This is a genomic window from Methanothrix sp. (assembly GCA_029907715.1).
GTDB lineage: Archaea > Halobacteriota > Methanosarcinia > Methanotrichales > Methanotrichaceae > Methanothrix_B.
The window spans coordinates 51255-70036 of the sequence record JARYLI010000004.1; the positions used below are offsets into that span (position 1 = coordinate 51255).

At 56.4% G+C, this 18782-nt stretch carries 18 protein-coding genes; 4 read left to right on the forward strand and 14 right to left on the reverse strand.

From position 1 onward, the window contains the following. Positions 1-170: 170 nt before the first annotated feature. On the forward strand, positions 171-758 hold the full coding sequence (locus tag QHG98_04110) for a hypothetical protein (protein MDH7596916.1): 588 nt from the start codon (positions 171-173) through the stop codon (positions 756-758). A 239-nt stretch (positions 759-997) separates the two neighbouring features. Further along, positions 998-1681, forward strand: coding sequence for a PAC2 family protein (locus QHG98_04115; protein MDH7596917.1), 684 nt, complete (start codon positions 998-1000; stop codon positions 1679-1681). Here QHG98_04115 and QHG98_04120 read toward each other — a convergent pair. The 6 genes from QHG98_04120 to QHG98_04145 all read right to left on the reverse strand — a co-directional run bounded on the left by QHG98_04120 (position 1672) and on the right by QHG98_04145 (position 7063). Further along, positions 1672-2541: an ARMT1-like domain-containing protein gene (locus QHG98_04120; GenBank protein ID MDH7596918.1), complete on the reverse strand. Its 870-nt coding sequence runs from the start codon at positions 2539-2541 to the stop codon at positions 1672-1674. The genes QHG98_04115 and QHG98_04120 overlap by 10 nt on opposite strands. Beyond that, positions 2529-3383 carry a histone deacetylase gene (locus tag QHG98_04125; GenBank protein MDH7596919.1) on the reverse strand — a complete coding sequence of 285 codons (855 nt, stop codon included), beginning with the start codon at positions 3381-3383 and terminating at the stop codon, positions 2529-2531. The genes QHG98_04120 and QHG98_04125 overlap by 13 nt, the downstream gene beginning before the upstream one ends. 100 nt (positions 3384-3483) lie before the next feature. Continuing rightward, positions 3484-5022, reverse strand: coding sequence for an AMP phosphorylase (locus QHG98_04130; protein ID MDH7596920.1), 1539 nt, complete (start codon positions 5020-5022; stop codon positions 3484-3486). A 14-nt stretch (positions 5023-5036) separates the two neighbouring features. Further along, complete coding sequence (locus QHG98_04135) at positions 5037-5972, reverse strand: nucleotidyltransferase domain-containing protein (protein ID MDH7596921.1); 936 nt, start codon at positions 5970-5972, stop codon at positions 5037-5039. Further along, on the reverse strand, positions 5944-6558 hold the full coding sequence (locus tag QHG98_04140) for an L-threonylcarbamoyladenylate synthase (GenBank protein ID MDH7596922.1): 615 nt from the start codon (positions 6556-6558) through the stop codon (positions 5944-5946). Before QHG98_04140 ends, QHG98_04135 begins: the two co-directional genes overlap by 29 nt. A 7-nt stretch (positions 6559-6565) precedes the next feature. Continuing rightward, positions 6566-7063 (reverse strand): multiprotein bridging factor aMBF1, encoded by a 498-nt coding sequence (locus QHG98_04145; GenBank protein MDH7596923.1) that lies wholly within the window; start codon positions 7061-7063, stop codon positions 6566-6568. Between the two features lie 49 nt (positions 7064-7112). On the opposite strand from QHG98_04145, the gene QHG98_04150 reads away from it, so the two are divergent. Further along, a complete protein-coding gene (locus QHG98_04150) occupies positions 7113-8327 on the forward strand; it encodes a proteasome-activating nucleotidase (GenBank protein ID MDH7596924.1) in 1215 nt (404 codons plus the stop codon). Positions 8328-8484: 157 nt separating this feature from the next. Here the strand turns inward: QHG98_04150 and gvpD are convergent, their stop codons facing one another. From gvpD to QHG98_04165, 3 genes are all read right to left on the reverse strand, one after another. After that, positions 8485-9846 carry a gas vesicle protein GvpD gene (gene gvpD, locus QHG98_04155; protein ID MDH7596925.1) on the reverse strand — a complete coding sequence of 454 codons (1362 nt, stop codon included), beginning with the start codon at positions 9844-9846 and terminating at the stop codon, positions 8485-8487. Between the two features lie 78 nt (positions 9847-9924). Then, positions 9925-10302: a winged helix-turn-helix transcriptional regulator gene (locus QHG98_04160; protein MDH7596926.1), complete on the reverse strand. Its 378-nt coding sequence runs from the start codon at positions 10300-10302 to the stop codon at positions 9925-9927. Between the two features lie 446 nt (positions 10303-10748). After that, entirely contained in the window at positions 10749-12035 is a 1287-nt protein-coding gene (locus tag QHG98_04165; GenBank protein MDH7596927.1) for a bifunctional hexulose-6-phosphate synthase/ribonuclease regulator, read from the reverse strand. Positions 12036-12093: 58 nt separating this feature from the next. On the opposite strand from QHG98_04165, the gene dapF reads away from it, so the two are divergent. Further along, a complete protein-coding gene (dapF, locus tag QHG98_04170; GenBank protein ID MDH7596928.1) occupies positions 12094-12933 on the forward strand; it encodes a diaminopimelate epimerase in 840 nt (279 codons plus the stop codon). A gap of 30 nt (positions 12934-12963) precedes the next feature. On the opposite strand, the gene QHG98_04175 is transcribed toward dapF, so the two are convergent. The 5 genes from QHG98_04175 to QHG98_04195 form a co-directional block, all read right to left on the reverse strand. Then, a complete protein-coding gene (locus tag QHG98_04175) occupies positions 12964-13908 on the reverse strand; it encodes a rhodanese-like domain-containing protein (protein ID MDH7596929.1) in 945 nt (314 codons plus the stop codon). 136 nt (positions 13909-14044) lie between these two features. Continuing rightward, positions 14045-14767: a fumarylacetoacetate hydrolase family protein gene (locus QHG98_04180; protein ID MDH7596930.1), complete on the reverse strand. Its 723-nt coding sequence runs from the start codon at positions 14765-14767 to the stop codon at positions 14045-14047. Positions 14768-14777: 10 nt separating this feature from the next. After that, positions 14778-15551, reverse strand: a complete 774-nt coding sequence (locus tag QHG98_04185) for a dihydroorotate dehydrogenase electron transfer subunit (protein ID MDH7596931.1) — start codon at positions 15549-15551, stop codon at positions 14778-14780. Beyond that, entirely contained in the window at positions 15548-16537 is a 990-nt protein-coding gene (locus QHG98_04190) for a dihydroorotate dehydrogenase (protein ID MDH7596932.1), read from the reverse strand. Before QHG98_04190 ends, QHG98_04185 begins: the two co-directional genes overlap by 4 nt. Positions 16538-16573: 36 nt before the next feature. Then, complete coding sequence (locus tag QHG98_04195) at positions 16574-18589, reverse strand: putative cobaltochelatase (protein ID MDH7596933.1); 2016 nt, start codon at positions 18587-18589, stop codon at positions 16574-16576. Between the last annotated feature and the right edge of the window lie 193 nt (positions 18590-18782).

An 18782-nucleotide genomic window follows, 5' to 3' on the forward strand; every position in this document is an offset into this window, starting at 1 on the left:
GCACTCATCCCTCGCCAGGCCTTCGACGCGGTCAAAGATAAGTCGAAACGAGCGCACAGCATGACCGGTGCATCTTCAAGTTATCAGATGGATGATAGTGGTGATATTTTATTCGTCGAATATCTGCAGCAGAGCAGTATCTATATAAGTATGCTGTAAAATTATGATGGGTGACCAATATGAGTAAACAGATTGTGTTTGCGGCTTTGTTTTGCGTCACAGTCCTGCTCTTCACAGGGACTGTCGCTGCTGAGCCGGTGCTTCTTCGGGCGGATAGCGGAAAGAATGTGACGGAGATGAACACCACGCTTCACTTCTTCGACCTTGGTGTTGGGAAGGCGGTGAAGCTGACCGCACCGAGCCAGAACTGGAAGGTACAGGCAGTGCTCATCCCGGGAACCGATGGCTGGAACGAGACGCAGACAGAGCTGCCAGCGGCGAGGACCATAGCAGTTGAGATAAGAGACAGCGACTTCAATCTCCTGTATCACTGGTCGGATATCCAGCTTGAGTACTTCACATTCCCAGCCGGTCTTGGAGTTGCGAGAATTGAGGTGCCCTCTGTGGCGGTCAACGGGGATTTCTACGTGGTTCTCTACGAGCGTGGAGCTGTGATGACATTTGCAGAGCTGGATAACGTGAAGGATCAATCGTTCATATTCGACAGATCCACAGGCAATCTCTATCGTGGCGTGCTTCCGGTCGGAGACAACAAAACAATTCCGGTTAACTGGGTCATCTGGGCTGTTGGAGAGTGATCTCTCCAATATTTTCTACAGGCTCATGTGGTCGAATCGTCTGAGTGGCAACCTCCAGCACCCGGACCAATGTCAACCGGCACTACATCTTTCTGCGAGATCACTGGTCCGCCGGTTCACCGGAAGGAGCCTTTCTATATCATCGAACAGGCTGCAGATGGCTCCCGGAAGGCTTTCTCATCCAGATGCCCCTTTTTCTATCGAAACCATGTTATATCACCACTTCCAACCCTGAGGCGATGCTCTTCGAGAGAAAGGTGGCTGTTGTGAGCTTCCCGGGGATAGGCAGCGTCGGGAAGGTCGCGGTCGATTACCTGATAAGCTGTACGAATTCCAGAATGATCATGACGCTGCCCTTCAGCGGCTTCCCTCCGCAGGTTCTGATCCAGGATGGGGTCGCCAGGCTCTTCACGGTTGACGTCTTCTCTCCGGAGGGTAGAGAGGATATCCTTCTGCTCACGTCAGATGCCCAGCCGCTTGAGGTCCTGGGCATGAACAGGCTCGCAGGCGAGATTTTGAGCGATATGAGGGAGATGGATGTGAGAGACGTCGTGACGCTCGCAGCATACGTGGGAGCTGTTCATGAGAATGTTGTGGGTACCGCCACAGACGCTGATGGCGTGGAGCTGCTGAAAAGCGCAGGCATAGCTGTTATGCCCAGCAGCATAATAGGCGGGATGAACGGGATCATAGCGGGCATGGCCCCTCTCTACGGCCTCAGAGGATTCTGCATCCTCGGGACGACATCAGGGGAGAGGCTAGTGGATCTGAACGCGGCCAGGAACCTGCTGCTCTCCATCAAAAACCTCCTCCAGATGGAGATAGACGTCTCGCAGCTCGAGATCGAGGAGGAAGAGGAGGCGGAGGAGATCGAGGCGCCAGAGGACGAGGGGTACGCGGATGAGGATATGCTCTACAGGTAGGCCCTTGCGACCAGCGATCCCTGGCGAACACAGTTCGCGCGCGCGACCGGCTCGCACTTCGCCCTGAAGATGTATATAAGCCTCCCTCGGAGAGTCTCCTCAAACTCGCTTATCGTCTCGAAGTTGCCCATGCCCTTCGCGATCACCAGCCACTCAGGATCGAAAAGCAACCTCCTCGCCTCAGGGTTTATCCTGTCCAGGGAGATGCCAACCACGCCACCTGTGGGCACGATCTCCGCATCGGTCATTCCTTCCAGCTCGTCCGCTGTGACATCATTCAGTACCGGCTCTGCCTTCGGCCCGATGATCACCCTCTTCCCCATCTCTCTGAGCTTTTCCATCACGAAGAGATCGAACACGACCTCTCCGGCGTTGTCTGTCAGGTAAAATATCCTCGAGGACCCGGCCAGGAGCTTCTTGAGGGCATCAAGATCGCCGACCAGATCCTCTCTCAGGGTATCCTCGAATACGGATGAGAATGACCTGTTATCGAACTCGTGACCCCTCACCCCGAACTCCATCGAGTTCGCTGCAGCGGCTATCCTGACAAGGGCCTCCATTTTATCCTCGCTGAGATCGTAGAACCTCTCAGCCACAGGAAGAAGCTCACGGGCGACATCATTGCTCTCCTCCTTCAATTTACTGTATGGATCAGCCACGCCGCTTATCCGCTTGAGCATGATCTCACGCTCAGTTCCAACAGTGGCAGGCACATCCCTCATGTGCTCTGCCATGAACTGCAGGAGACCCTCCACCAGCTCAAGCCTCCGGTCCTCCGGCAGTGAGAGGAGCTCGCATTCGAATCCGGCCCTCTCCAGTATGCATATGTAGCAGCTCGACGCCATCCTCAATATGGCCACCGCCCAGCCAGAACAGCGATCACATCCGGAATCGCGCGGCGCGCCACATCAGGATTCGAGCCGCCGCTGAGCACGAATACAAGCGGTTTGCCATCGACCGCTTTTTTGATCATGCTCGCCATCTTCGGATACGCATTCAGCGTGAGGTCGAAGCCGCCGTAATCATCGGTATGGGAATCATGCCCGAAGATCACGAAGCATACCTCATAATCGAAGCCCTCTGCAAGCTTCAGCGCGTTCTCCATCTCCCTCAAAAACGTCTCGTCGTTCGCGTTCCACCCTATGCCAAAGTCGTAGTTGTTCCTCTCGTGATCGAACTCCTTCTGCGATCCGGAGTGGAAGTTGATGTGGAAGACATCCGGATCGTTCCCGAAGAAGTCTCTTGTCCCATCCCCAAAATGCGGGTCCACATCTATTATCAGGAAGCGCTTGAGCCCCATCTTGCGGAGCTTGAGTATCGTTATTGCGACATCGTTGAAGTAGCAGAACCCCCAGCAGCTTCCCCTGGATGCGTGATGTCCTGCTGTTCCTGTGTACGCGAATGCGGACTCTGCCTTTCCGGAGACCACAAGCTCAGCTGCCATCAGCACGCTTCCTGCTGAGAGCAGAGCGACGTTCCAGTGCGGGTCGTGCCTCATGTTTTGCATGTGGTTCTCTGTATGCGCCTCGGCCACAAGCTCCACCGGCGCTGGCTGTGGCCTGAACACCTGCACTTCCACACCATCAACAAGCCCGGAGTTCATCAGAGCGTCAAACGATGGCCTGATCCTGTCCTTCAGCACAGAGTATCCATGTACCGGAAAGTCCTCGTGGTACACAACAGCTACCTTCATCTTCTCCATCTGAATCCCCTCCGTTTATCTGATAACCTGCCCGCAGGGGCAGTGGTCCTGCTGAGCGCTCTGGAGATGAGTGCTACCAGCAGCCAGTTTGCACGATTCCTCATATCGTTCTCGGATACCTCTCGGTCGGATACCTCTCGAGCAGCATGCCCTCCACGACTATCGGCGGCTGCTCCAAGGCGTCCCTCATCGAGCACATCTTCACCGCGCACTCCAGCTCCCAGTCTGTGCTGGAGCATATCGTGAGCAGCGGCTCACCCTTCTTCACGATCTCTCCCATCTTCTTGTGTATTATCACTCCCGCCCTCTTGTCACCGGGCGCGCCTGCTGCCCTCGCGATCTCTATGATTCTCTTGTTGTAGAATGCGACCACGTATCCGTTCGTCGGGGAGAGTATCTGCTTCTGATGCTCTCCGATCTGGATGTCCTCGCTCCTTATCTTCGGATCCCCTCCCTGCGCCTCTACGATCTCCATGAGCTTCCTGTGGGCCTTTCCGCTCACCAGTATCTCCTCCGCGGCTCTGTATCCCTCGCCCCTGGCCGCAACCCCTCCCATCTCCAGGAGTATGCCTGCGAGGGCGAGGCTCTTCTCTCTGAGGCTGTTCGGCCCCTCGCCTGTCTCCAGCATCTTTAAAGCCTCTCTGACCTCGAGAGCAGGTCCCACTGTGCGACCGACGGGAGAGCCGCCAAAGGTCATCGCGCACTCCACCCTGATCCCCAGCCGCTCTCCAAGGTCTGTGAGATCTTTCGCGAGTACCCTCGCCTTCTCCGGCGTCTCCAGCTTCGTTCCAGGGCCTGTGGGCATATCGACCACGACAGCGTCAGCTCCGACTGCCCCCTTCTTCGCTATTATCGAGGCGAGCATCTGGCTGTAGGGATCGATGGCGAGGGCGTACTCCGCTTTTATCAACCTGTCGTCCGCCGGCGCTATGTTTGTGGCGCCGCCCCATGCGATGACCCCTCCCACGGTTTCGGTGATCTCCTTGATCTCATCGGCTGTGAACTCAACGGGCGCAAGAACCTCCATCAGATCCGCGGTCCCGCCTGCGCCTGTTATCGCCCTCGAGCTTGTCTTCGGTATGAGCAGGCCTGAGGCTGCGACAATCGGAACCACGAGCATCGAGACCTTGTTCCCTGGAACCCCACCTATGCTGTGCTTGTCCACGACAGGATGCTTATCGAAGTATATCCTCTCGCCAGTCTCTATCATCGCCCTGGTGAGCCACTCCGTCTCCTGTGGATCCAGGTTATGGATGTAGGACGCTGTGATGTAGGCTGAGAGCTCGATCTCGCTGAGGTTGTTATCGACGATATCCCTCACTATGCTCCTGATCTGATCCTCGCTCAGCTTCTGCCTGTCCATCAGCATCTTTATGTATGATATCGAGGCAGGCCTTGGGGCGGGCGATATCTCCACGCTCTTCGCCTCCTTCAGATCCCTGAACGCCTCTGTGAATATGCCGACCTGCCCCTGCCCGATCATCTGTCCAGTCACGTCAAGAATCGCAGTCAGAGATGCGCCTCTCGTTCTCACCCGAACCCTGTCTCCCGGGTTGAGGCCCATCGCTCTGGCGTCTGCGATGTTGAGCATTACCTTGTACTGCCCGATCTCTATATCGAAAGGAACAACCTCGAACATTCAGATCACCCAGATCATCCACACCCTCTGGATAGGCTCGACATGAGTGTCAGCGAGCGTATCCACTCCCCCTTCGCCTCTCTCGTCGTGCCGACAACCATTCTCAGGCCGTTTGGGGTCTCCTCGACCACCCCAGATGCCTCGATCATCTCCCCCTCGAATGCCTGGCCTGCGTATGTGTGAGAGTAACAGAGTATCTCCCCGATCTCATGATCGAGCCTGAAAATGCCAGGGCTGTCGAAGGAATATCTGGCGTCGACCACCTCTGCGACTATTCTGCTTCGGCACAGTGGCCTGCCTGGGGGTACCGGCTCGATCTCATCCCAGTCTCTCGTAAAGAGGAGGTCAAAGTACGTGCCGTCGATCACTCCGCGGTTGCCCTTGCGCATCTCATGCGCCACGAACTCATCGAAGGGGATCGAGGGCTTTCTCTTCATGTAGATCTTCATCCATGTTGCGCTATCGAGCTCCTGGATCGAGCCGCTGCGCTTTGCATCTGCTATGGCATCCCTCGCCCTCCACCAGGCGTTTCCGTAAACAACCAGATCTATGTCTGATGATCTGCTGTGGAGCCCCAGGAGCATCGATCCGGTGATCCCGATGCACCTCTCAGGGATGCCATGCTCCTCCAGTATTTCAGCGATCCTGCCGACCCTCTCGTCCTCAGCTCTCACCCTTGGAAGCTCATCAGCCGGTCTGAAGAACCTCTTCACATCATCAAACGGTACCACATGGACGTCCCTGACGTAATCAGGGCGTCTCACCCTGAGAAAATCAAACGCTTCCTCGAAATCCAGCTTTCTGTATCTTGTACCCCCTGCGATCCTGTCCCCGGATTCATCCGGGATGTATCTGAGCAGGGATCTCACGCCATCGGTGTGGATGTAATCCACGACCGAGAAGATCCACCCGTCCCTGCTCTCAAGAAAGTCCCTGATTCTGGCTCTCATCACCGATTACCTCTAGGACCCGATCTGCCATCGCGCCCATCCTCAGGATCCTCCTGGTGGAGAGGTCCACGAGGGTGGATGGTACGGCGTATCTGCATCTCCCTCCATCTATAAGCATATCCACGCGGGATAAAATCTCTGGATCTATATCCCCTGGATCTGATGGCGGAGTGGCGCCGGTGATGTTCGCGCTTGTGGACGTGATCGGCCCGGTCATTTCGATGAGCCTGAGCGCCATCTCATGATCTGGGTATCTGACTCCGACAAGCGGAGATCCTGCTGTGAGCATATCTGGGACGATCGATCTCTTCCGCACGAGAAATGTCACGGGCCCGGGCAGGAGTTTTCTCATCATATCCAGGTCCTCAGGCCGGACATGCGCCACATCACAGAGCATCTCGAAGCTTGATACAGCTATGGATATCGGTTTATCGAGGGGGCGCCTCTTGATCGCGTAGACCCTTACGATGCTGCTCTCATCAAGAGCGTTCGCACCTATGCCATAGACGGTCTCTGTGGGGTACACCACAATGCCGCCTGAGAGTATGCATCTTGCAGCCTCGTCTGTGCCACCAACAACAGCCATCTGCAAATCATCTCTTCCTGATGTTTGCGATATCCCCGAGCGTCAGAACCTTCGATCCTCCCCGCGATTTGAGCTTCTCCTCGGTCGTCTCCTCGGTGAGCTTTATCTTGAGCTCCTTCTCCAGCTTCTTCCTCACATCGTCCTCCGGGACGAGCTCCTCGCGCTCGATCTTTCTGAGAAGAGATGCCTTCTCCTTTATCCTGAGAGCCAGATCCTCGAGAGAGAGATTCATGCTCTCCCTGGCATTTTTTATAATATTCCCGTAATCCGGCACTACCTCCACTAGATCCCTGAAGTGGTCGCGTGGCTTTGGCTTCTGCACGCGAAAGCTCCTCTCAACAGGCACGATCTTTCTCGGAACAGGAGACCATTTGTCCTCAGGCTTGCCGAAGCGAGCGCAGCTCTTGCAGACCTCAAGAACCGAGCCGTCGATCACTATCCTCTCGGGAGAGCCAGAGATGTCTGCGCCGCAGATCTCACATTGCCTATCGCTCATCTCTCTCATCTCGGAAATCTTTTATAGCCCTCGGAGTTTAATAAGCTTTGGAGATGGGATGAACGAGCCTCAAAGTGGACCCGACTTCTCGAAGTACATCCTGGACAGGATGAAGCAGCTTGAGGAGCGCAACCTCGCCCTGAGGGAGCAGAAGGACCGCGCGGAGGGCGAGAAGCGGCTGATAGAGAACCAGAAGCTCAAGTACGAGCGCGAGGCCCGGAAGCTCCGCAGCGAGCTGGAGCGTCTGCGTGTCGGGCCCATGATCGTCGGTACGGTTGTGGAGGTTCTCGACGAGAGCAGGGTGATCGTGAAGTCGAGCACAGGCCCAAGACTTGTCGTGAGCGTCTCGCAGTTCATCGAGGAGGAGCTGAGGCCGGGTGTGCAGGTCGGTCTGAACCAGCAGACGTTCGCGGTGATGTGCGTGCTTCCATCACCGCGCGATCCCATGGTCTTTGGAATGGAGGTCGAGGAGGTGCCGGACGTGACGTTCGCCAGCATCGGTGGCCTCGACAGCCAGATCGCCGAGCTCAGGGAGATCGTGGAGCTCCCGCTGAAGAGACCTGATCTCTTCCAGGCGGTCGGGATCGAGCCGCCAAAGGGCGTTCTTCTCTACGGGCCTCCGGGCACCGGCAAGACACTTCTCGCCAAGGCGGTGGCCAACAGCACAGAGGCGACGTTCCTGCGGGTGGTCGGGAGCGAGTTCGTCCAGAAGTACATAGGAGAGGGCGCCAGGCTTGTCCGGGAGCTCTTCGATCTGGCAAAGAGCAGGGCCCCTGCCATCATATTCATAGATGAGCTCGATGCGATAGGCTCCAGGCGCATTGACGGTGCGACGAGCGGGGATCGTGAGGTCCAGAGGACACTGATGCAGCTGCTCGCTGAGATGGACGGATTCGATCCGCGCGGGGAGGTCAAGATAATAGGCGCCACAAACAGACCCGATATGCTCGATCCAGCACTTCTCCGCCCGGGAAGGTTCGACAGGGCGATCTACGTCCCGCTGCCCAACCGTGATGGGAGGTATGCGATCCTCCTCATCCACACAAAGGGGATGAACCTCAGCCCTGATGTGGATCTGAGAAGCATAGCGGATCTAACAGAGAACGCGAGCGGTGCGGACCTGAAGGCGATAGTCACCGAGGCAGGAATGTCTGCAATCCGCGAGGAGCGGACGCAGGTGCTCCAGAGGGACTTCGAGCGTGCGATCGCCAGGGTGCTTCAGGCAGAGACGCATGGCGCGTGCGAGGAGCCAGATCTCCCGAACTATGCGTGAGTCCTCCTCGAGGAGAGCGCTGCTCTGTCAGTTGGCACCTGCAGCGCTCTGTGCATCCCTCTCCCAGGGCAATGCTCTCAGCGATAGATGCGGGCTTATCATGGGCGATACAGTTCCTGAGTGGACGTAATGGAGGTGATCCCGCATGAGTCTGATTTTAGACTATCGGCGTCAGGCAGATCCTGCTCCCGCCTTCCATGCTCATGTTGTAGAGCTCGGTGCGCGGGATCACGCCGTATATGCAGAGCCCTCCATTGAGCTCGTTGACGACGAAGTACGTGTCTGCGACGTGAATCGCCATGTTGATGCTCTCCTGGCCGGTCTTTACGACCAGCAGATTGATGTCGTTCGTCTCCTTCCACTGGTTGATCAGCCGGTTCGCTATGTTCAGAAGCTGCCTGTACCCGAAGGCGAACTCCATCGCGTCCATGCCGATTATGTTGAGAATGGGCCGGCCGCTGCGCTCACGCAGCTCATCCCATATGCCGAGCAGCTCTTTTCCCCATGAGACTATATCTTTCCCATGAGGCTGGACAACACGGACATTCGTCGGCACGAAGATCTCCCTGGGGCTTAGCTGGTATCCTATCGACGGGATTATGCACACAGCTCTCCCGTTCTTCAGAGCGTTTGAAGCAAGGGCTGTGAGTATGTGGTAGTACCGCTTTCCAACCCCGTGGTTGATCTCCAGGACATTGCAGGATCCATACCTGAGACCGCCGGTTATCTCATCGAGCTGTGGAATGCCTGTCGATGCGCAATCATCTGTCGGATCCGGGATTCTCATGTGATCTCCGCCGATACTGGCATCTACCTCCTCAACACAGGGAGTGAAGCACTGAAATCTGCCACCATGAAGCGTTGCTGTGAATGCGCGCTGGAGTATCTCAACGCCGCGGAGCTTCTCAAGCCTGATCTCGCGGGCGTATCTAGTCCGCATGCTGTCCCGCACAGCGGAAGAGGGAGTTCCGGCGATCCTGAAGTGCTCCATGTAAACAACGCCGTCGACTATGTAGTCGAGCGGCATCAGATCAGCGGACTCGCTGACGAATATCATGTGGATCCCCATGTCCCTTGCGAACTCGCATATATTCTGCTCGAAGCTCTGCTGCTCCTTTATTATCGGAGAGACGTAGTTCATCAGCGCGTCCCAGCTGTCAAAGACTATGATCGGGCTCTCCATCTCCTCCACATCCTCGAAGAGGACGCGGAAGAAATCCAGGACTGTATCGTATGTCGGTATCCCTCCGGCGATGTCTCTCAGAGTCTGAAGAAGCTTTGATTGCGTCGCGTTAACGACATTTCTCGGCGGCACGATCTCCTTTATCCAGGGAAACGTCCTGTAAAGCCTGTCAGGATCGACACGCGTGGAGATGTACATCCCATTTCTCTTCTCGCACATCTCATTCAGTATCTCAAATGCGAGCGTGGTCTTGCCGGTTCCGGGCAGGCCTTTTATCAGGAGGGTCTGACCCTCGCCGATATCGAAAAACCTGTGTATCTCAGCAGGTATGCGCATGGGTTCCCTCCAACCACCCTCTTGTAGTAATCATTCTACTTATAGTATTACTATTTATACGACTGCCTGCGCATCATCTCAGCACCTGCCCTCTATAGACTGTATCTGTTTGAGAAGCGCAGAAAGCTGATCAGCCCTGACCCTGAATGAGATGGAGACCATCCCGCTATCGTCCGGTGGTTTGATCGAGACAGATTCCACCTCACATGGCTCTATATCGCGCTTGCATATCTCTTTTTTGGGGGTCACAGCGCGCCAGAGTTTCGAGGGGCCGACCTCCACGTACTCACACTTTCCCTCAGATCTGAGAACGGAGAGGTATTTTATGACTGTCGTCTTGCTCACCCCAGCCTGCCTGGCCACCTCTACCGTTGTCAGACCATCCTTGGAGTCCTGAATCGCCCTGAGTATCTTCTCTTTATAGGACATCGCATCCACCATGATCGCGGCGAGCATCCAGTCATCTCGCTCCAGTCAAACTCATAAATTTTCCTGCATGTAGTACGTACAGTAGATTACATGGATGGACAACTAGATAAAATTATTTAGTGAATGACTGGCATGCCATGCAGTCAACTCAACTTGTGCGCTCCTGGATTGTGAGCCTGGATCACCGGAGCACAGCAGCCATCTGGTCCACAGAGAGGCTTGTCCATTCAGATACAGAAAAGTATCTCCGTAGACCACATGCATGAGATCTCCCATCTCGATACACGTTTACATCAAAGATCTCAAATAAAAAGTCGGGTGGTTCATCAGCTGATTCAGCGATGACGGCAGATGCTGGGGTATGGGTCATGCTGCTCACGAGAAACCGGTCTCGACGCGGACTCAGATGATTCGCGAACATGAGTCAGCTCGAGCTTTAGAGCCATCATGCAGAGAGGCCCTGCATGCCATTTTCAGAGCTTCTCCCATTTCTTCAGCTTTGCGACCTCGGACAGCGTCCTCCCTCTTCTTATCTCCTCGAAGAGTCTGCTCTCGTTCTTCTCGACCTCTTTAGCTCTTCTCGCGATCTCGTAGGCCCTCTCCTTCGGTATCACCACGACACCGCAGTCATCCCCCACGATGTAATCCCCCGGACGCACAACCTGCCCTCCGCAGACGATCTCCACATTTATCTCCCCCATTCCCTTCGGCTCTCCCGCAGTGGGGGCTATGGCGCTTGCGAACACAGGATAATTGAGCCTGCGGATCTCGTCCACATCTCTGACAGCTCCATCGATCACGACCCCCTCAACACCCTTCTGCATGCAGCTCAGCGTCGCCAGCCCTCCCCACGGCGCGATGTGGCGGCTGCCGTTGTAGATTACAATGACCTTCCCCGGCCCGGCCTCATCTATTGCCTCCACAGTTTTCGCCCAGTCGCCCTCGAAGGTCTGAACTGTCACCGCAGTGCCCACGATCTTAGTTCCTGGAATTATCGGGAGTATGTCGCGCATCGCGCCCTTGCGGTGCATCGCATCAGTTATGTTCGGCGTGGAGACCTCTCTGAATATGGAGATCATCTCCTCCTCCAGGCTCCTCCGGGAAGTGCCAGCGCCCTCGACATGGTCTATCGCCTCTCTGATCCTCCGGGCAGAGCCTGTGACATCCGCAGATCTTGTTATGTTGCCTCCGACTATCACTATCGATGCACCGTAGAAGATCGCATCTCTTCCAGAGGACGCATCTATGCCTCCGGCTGCAGCCACCGGAATGCTGACTACCTGGACGACCTCCCTGAGGAGATCTATGGTGCTCTTTCCGATCATCTGCTGATCTATGCCGACATGCACGCAGATGTAGTCCACCCCGAGATCCTGAAGCTCCTTCGCACGCTTCACCGGATCCGGTGTGGAGAGGAGATCGACCATTATCTCAACTCCGTACTTCCTCGCGGCACGGAGCGCGTCCTGTATGGTCGAATCATCGGATATCGCAAGCAGCGCCACGATATCTGCGCCGGCCTTCGCCGCCATCTCGACCTCCATGGCGCCGGTGTCTATTGTCTTCATGTCAGCAACAATCCTGACGCCGGGGAGAGAGCGCCGGAGCTCGCGAACAGCATCCATTCCCTCGCTCTTGATCAGCGGCGTGCCCGCCTCGATCCAGTCCGCTCCGCCCGCTATCGCCTCCCTGGCAATCTCAACCGCCCGATCGATCTCGAGAAGATCCAGAGCAACCTGCAGAATCGGCCTGATATCCATCACCACCCTGATACCATTCTGGGAAGAGGGATATAAAGGGAGGTCCCATGGAGAAGACATGAATCAGCTGGAGTTCGTGAAGCTTCATGGGAATGGGAATGATTTCATACTCATAGATGAGCTGAACAGGGAGAGGATACCGGAAGATGCGAAAAGCGAGGCTTCCAGGATTCTGTGCCATCGCAACTTCGGCATCGGCGGCGATGGTGTTCTCTTTCTGGTGCCCTCAGAAAAAGCGGATATCGGCATGCGTCTCCTCCAGCCGGATGGCTCTGAGGCTGAGATGTGTGGAAATGGTATACGCTGCCTAGCAAAGCACGCATGGGAGAGCGGTTATGTGGGGGAGAGCTTCTCTGTTGAGACGCTGGCTGGCGTGATACCAATCCATGTCAGAATGGATGGCAACAGATTCTGGGCGAGGGTTGAGATGGGCATCCCCAGATTCGAGCGCTCTGAGATTCCCGCTGAGGGCGAGGGGCTGTTTCTGAAGGTGCCGATCCACGGCTTCGAGGTATCTGCGGTGAACACAGGCGTCCCGCACGCTGTGATATTCGTCGATGATCTCGATCTTCCTGTGGAGCGGATGGCCCCAAAGATCAGACACAGCTCATGCTTCCCGGAGGGGGCGAATGTGAACTTTGTCAGGCACGGGGATCATCTGGAGGTCAGAACGTTCGAGCGCGGGGTCGAGGCCGAGACGTTATCATGCGGCACGGGCTCTGTGGCAGCAGCTGCAGTCGCCCGCAGGCTCGGCCTTGTGGGTGACTCGGTCGAGGTCAGAACCAGAGGCGGGCCCCTGCTGATCTCGTTTGTGGGAGAGAAAGCCTTCATGGAGGGCCCAGCTGTGACCGTGTGCAGGGGCGTTGTCTCCGATGAGATTCTGCAGACGCTGCAGTAGCATGCGGCCGACCGCCCAGAAAGAATGCATTCATCTGATGTTGCCCACGACCGCGCCGGATGCCCTCCAGTTGCCGTCCATAAGCGCGGCCCTGTAGCCCATCAGCCTCAGGCAGTAGTACATGATGCTCGCATCCGGCATATCCCCGTACACGATCTGCAATCTTCCTCTGTCAAGGCCGCGGCCTGAGAATATCGATTCCAGTGATGCCGCGTCCCTGACGCTATTGTCTGCGATCACCGTTGAGATCGGTATCTGTATAGCCCCCTGGATCCTGGATCTGCCGAAGTCTGCAAAGCTCTCCCGCGTGTCTATGATCTGAGCGGCACCGATCACATCCTCGAGATCCTCTGGCTTTATGAGGAGATCCTCACTGATAATCCCGCTGTAGTCGGATCGAGGCATCGATGGGGAGTTCCGCACCAGTGCTCTGCCTGTTTTCGCCCATGCGTCAACTCCGCCATTCAGCAGGCTGACGTTTCTGTGCCCGATGTACTCCAGAGCCCAGAAGAGGTATGATGCATCGCCTTCCTCTCCGTAAACCACGATTCTGTCTGTGGTGTTCACGCCGTTCTCCCTCAAGGCCTCGACGAGCGCGGATGCGTTTATGCTCTCTCCAGATCTCACAGATCTCCACCAGATGTTCCTGGCCCCGGGTATATGGCCCGCTGCATACTCCTCAGGCGAGCGGGAATCGACGGGCACAGCACCTGCAAGATCCCCAGCATCTGCTGCGATCTCCTCCACCTCGTATCTCTTCTCTGCGCTCTTGACCTGAAGCGTCTCGTTCTGCTGCGCAGTCCTGAGCGCGGGAGGAAGCTGCGATTGCGAGTACGCCTCCTTCTGCCTGTACCATCCATCAAGGTTCGTCCAGTCAGGGCATGTCGGGCAGAACGAGCCGTCCTCTGTGCCAGCCAGAGCGCCGAAGAGCGCTGGGAGGAGGAGCAGGATGAGAACCGATGTGATCAGACGCATTGACATCACTGTATTCATCGAATCATAAAAGATTTACCCAGGCAGCTTGGAGAACAACCGCAAAGGCACTGCTACGAGCATCGCTGGTTGAGCGGAGCCCCGTCATCACGCAGGGATTGTGAGGCTCAGGTCAATGTTAGACTGCCCGGTTCCTGAGCAGGCCTATCCCCTCTATCTCGACCTCAACGATGTCGCCGCTCTCGAGCCTTCCAACCCCTGGAGGTGTGCCTGTTGCTATGACATCTCCTGGCTCCAGCGTCATTATGGAGCTCACGAACTCCACCAGCTCTGCGACCCCGAATATCAGGTCAGAGGTGTTCGATCTCTGTCTTGTCTCCCCGTTGACCCTGGTGGATATGCTGAGGTCCTCCGCATCCTCAACGCTCATCTGAGCCACCCATGGCCCCACAGGAGCGAATGTATCGAAGCTCTTCGACCTGGTCCACTGGCCGTCCTTCTGCTGGAGATCGCGGGCTGTGACATCGTTGAAGCATGTGTATCCCAGAATGTAATCATCAGCTTCATCTGCGGAGATCCTCCTGCACCTCCTGGAAATGACAACAGCAAGCTCGCCCTCGTAGTCGACGCGTCTGCTCATCTCCGGCAGGATTATCTCATCGTCGTGGCCCACAACAGCGGATGGCGGCTTTAAAAAGATGATCGGCTCATCTGGCAGATCCATCCTGAGCTCCCGCGCATGCTCCAGGTAGTTCAGACCCACGCAGACAACCTTTGTGGGGACTGATGGCGGGAGAAGCTTCACCTCCTCCAGCTCGTATGAAACGCCGTCTGATACAATGCGGTCACCATCAACATCTCCATTAAACACACGATCTCCGTATCTGAAACGTGCTATCATAGCAAAACCTCTAGTAGCAGCTCTCCCTCATCCCGGATGGGCCGCGCCTGTACCTCCCGAACTCGCTCTCGAGGAGCCTGTCCCCTGTGATCACAGGCCCCTCAACACACACCCTTATCCCATCAGGATCGAGGCAGCACGATCCACAGATCCCCACGGCGCACTTGAAGTACCGGTTGATGCTCGCCTGGATCCTCGAGGCGTGCTCTCTGCATCTCCTTATTATATCGATCATCATCATCTCAGGGCCGCAGAGGTATATCTGACTGTAATCCTCAGGATCGATCTCGCTCAGGCCTGCTGAGGCCCTCCCCTCGATTCCAGCACTTCCATCGTCTGTGGTGAGTATCACATCCCCAAGCCGCCTGAACCTGTCCAAAAATATGATGTCTTCTCGGCATCTGAACCCTATCAGGGAGGTCACCTCGACCCCCCTCGCCCTGGCATCCTCCCCGAGAAAAGCGAGCGGAGCCACCCCGACACCCCCACCGATGAGCAGGATCCTCTCGCCGGTGAGCCTGAAGCCATTTCCGAACGGACCCCTGCTGCCAACGCTATCCCCCGGCCTGAGCGCGCAGAGAGCTCTTGTTGCATCACCCACCGCGTGCACTGTGATCGAGTCCGGGGCGGAGAAGCTCATCGGTATCTCGTCCACTCCCCTAACCCACACCATGATATACTGCCCCGGTGTGGGGTCAAGCGATCTGTCGAAGCGTATAGTGCTGACAGATGCTGTCTCACGCACCACATCTTTTATAACAAGATTCGCCGGCCTGAACCTCATGGAACCTCCTTGTGCGTTTCGACTTCGTCGAAACTCTTCGACGTAGTCGAAGATGCTGAGAGGGGATATTCCTTCGAAGGTGCAGTCGATCCACGCCTCCGCGCGATTCCCCGTATCTCCTCCAGGCTCCAGCCCTTTCTATCGAGAAACCTGATGATCCCACTCGTGATATCCCTTATGACCTCAAGCCCGCCCATGAGCGCTGTTCCGATCTGGACGCCAGCTGCTCCGGCCATGATCATCTCAACAGCATCCTGCCAGCATGAGACGCCGCCGACTCCGATGACTGGTATCTCAAGAACGCCGGAGAGCTCGTACACGCATCTAAGGGCGACCGGCTTGATCGCCGGCCCCGAGAGACCGCCGATCACGTTGCCCAGTATCGGGTATCCGGATTCGACGTCTATCGCCATCGCCTTCAGGGTGTTTATGGCGACGACTGCGTTCGCACCACCGCGCTGTGCCGCGATCCCGAGGACCCTTATGTCCGTCACATTGGGGGTGAGCTTGACCCATACAGGAACATTAACAGCTCTCCTCACAGCTCTCGTGATCTCCTCGACGTTCGCGGGATCGCAGCCGATCTCCATCCCGTAGCCCTCTGCATGCGGACACGAGAGGTTCAGCTCGAACCCGTCTACATCCAGAGCAGAGGCGATCTCTGCGAACTCCTCCGGGGATGAGCCGAAGATGCTCGCGACCACAGGCACCCCGCCCTCCCTCGCGATATCGATCTCATCCTGAAACGATCTGTATGAGGGATTCGGGAGGCCCATCGCGTTTATGAGGCCGACGCCCAGCCTGACAACTGTCGGCCCGGGATGGCCGTCCCTGGGCTCCACTCCGATGGATTTTGTCACCACAGCCCCTGCGCCTTCGAGCGCGACCCTGCGCATTGATGCGCCTGTAGTTCCAAGAATGCCGGCCGCCAGTATCAGAGGATTCTCAAGCCTCAGGCCGCCAACATCTCCCGAGAGGGATGACATGTGGGGGGAGATCTTGCTGCAGAGATAAAAGGCTTCTCAGCTTCCCTGGAACAGACCCAGATGCTCCTGCTCCACGATCCTGCTTAGGGATTCAGGCGTGATGTCGGTGATGGGATAGTATCTGCCACCGGCTGCCTCTGCGAGGTCCCTGCAGTATCCCAGCCTCATCTCCATGAACGATGACCCCACGACCTCTGTGTCTATGACAACGGTATGGACCCCGAGCCTCCTCGCCTCCTCGGCGAGCTGAACGATCTCCCTCTTCGGGTCCCCTGAGATCGAGACGTTCGCCCGCCCGTCAGATATGAGCACCATCATCGGCCTGATCTCCCTGTTCTTCCTCAGCTCACCCTGTATGACCCTTAGAGCCTTTGAGAGTCCTGCAGAGAGCGGAGTCCTGCCGCCGGTAGGAAGCTCTGAGAGCCGTTTCAGCGCCAGATCGACGCTGGAGCACGGGGGGAGGAGAAGATCTGCATCGTTCCCCCTGAATGCAACCATTCCTATCCTGTCCCTCTTCTGGTAGGATTCCATGAGCAGCGAGAGGACTGCGCCCTTTGCACTCTCCATCCGGCGCATCGCGCCCATGGAGCCGCTAGCATCGACCACGAACAGCACCGTGGCAGATGTCTTCCTGACCCGCTCCTTCTCCCTTATATCCTGCGGGAGGATGCTCACCGCGAACCTTCTCTCGCGCAGGTGCTGGTAGGGTGCAGCCGCCCTGATCGTCGCATCGAATGCGATGTCCTTCCCGTCCACGGGCAATTTTGATCTCAGGTATCTGCCAGATCTGCGCATGCTCAGACTGCTCACCCTTCGTCCCCTGGGCATCCTTCTCAGCACCCTGTCGCGCCTCAGGCTGTTCCTGAGCTGTCTCACATCTATCGGGGAGCCTATCTCGAAGACCCTCTCATCAGGCGTTGATTCTGGCTGCTCGCTGGGGGCCTCAGAGCTTTCCTCCTGTGGTGTATCGTGATGCTCGTGGTGGTGTTCATGCTGATGCTTCTGCTGGTGTTTCTGCTCCTGGTGTTTTGAGATCGCCTGCTCGAGCTTCTCCTGGGCCATCGATGGCGGCTCGAAGGGCTTGCTCCTCATCCTGTGGGGCAGCGCCAGGATCATCGCCCTCCTCACATCCTCCTCCGTGACATCGTTCCTGCCCTCGAATGCAGCTATTGTCCTGGCAGTTCTGGCAGTGACTATCTCAGCCCTGTGAGTTCTGACCCCCATCTCGATGCATGTCCGGGCTATGAGCCTCAGGAGAGAGTCGTCCATCACGACCCCTGGAAGCATCTGCTTAGCCCTGCGGATCCTCTCGCGCAGGAGGTTCTGCTCATCGCTCCACTCCGAGATGAACGCCTCAGGATCGGATTCAAAACGTTCGGCCCTCTTTGCGATCTCAACTCTGAGATCGACATCTGAGATAACCTCGACGTTGACCTGGAGGCCGAAGCGGTCGAGAAGCTGCGGACGGATCTCACCCTCCTCAGGGTTCATGGTGCCGACGAGCATGAACCTCGATGGGTGCGCAACCGACACCCCCTCCCTCTCGACGATGTTCACCCCCATTGCCGCTGCATCTAGAAGAACATCAGCGACATGGTCGTCGAGAAGGTTCACCTCATCTATGTATAAAATGCCCCTGTTTGCTGCAGCCAGTATCCCAGGCTCCAGCGCCTTTATCCCCTCCTTTATCGCGCGCTCCACATCCAGAGAGCCTACAACCCTGTCCTCTGTGGCTCCGAGCGGCAGGTCCACCACAGGCATTCTCCTCATCAGAACCTGCAGATCGCCATTCTGGCTCTTCTGATAGCAGATATCGCACATCTCATCCTCGCTGAATGGGTTGCAGTTGAACGGGCAGCCATCGACGACCGGTATCTCATCGAGAAGATCTGCGAGGGCCCGAACTGCAGTCGATTTGGCGGTGCCCTTGTCTCCACGTATGAGAACACCGCCTATCCTCGGGTTGATGGCATTGAGCACAAGGGCCAGCTTCATCAGGTCCTGGCCAACGATTGATGTGAACGGAATCGTGCGCCTCTTGAGATGATGCATCTTTATACCTCTTTGGGGTTTGATCATATCTTGTCATATAAGTAGATTTTTGGTATTAAGATATGAAACCAATCTTGGATTGTAGATTGATTATCTGATAAAGTGTCAATAATATGAGATTGAATGCAGCTATCGTATCGTGGTCCCCAAGTTGTCGTCGACCAGCTAAATGCATCAATGATACAGAGATTGA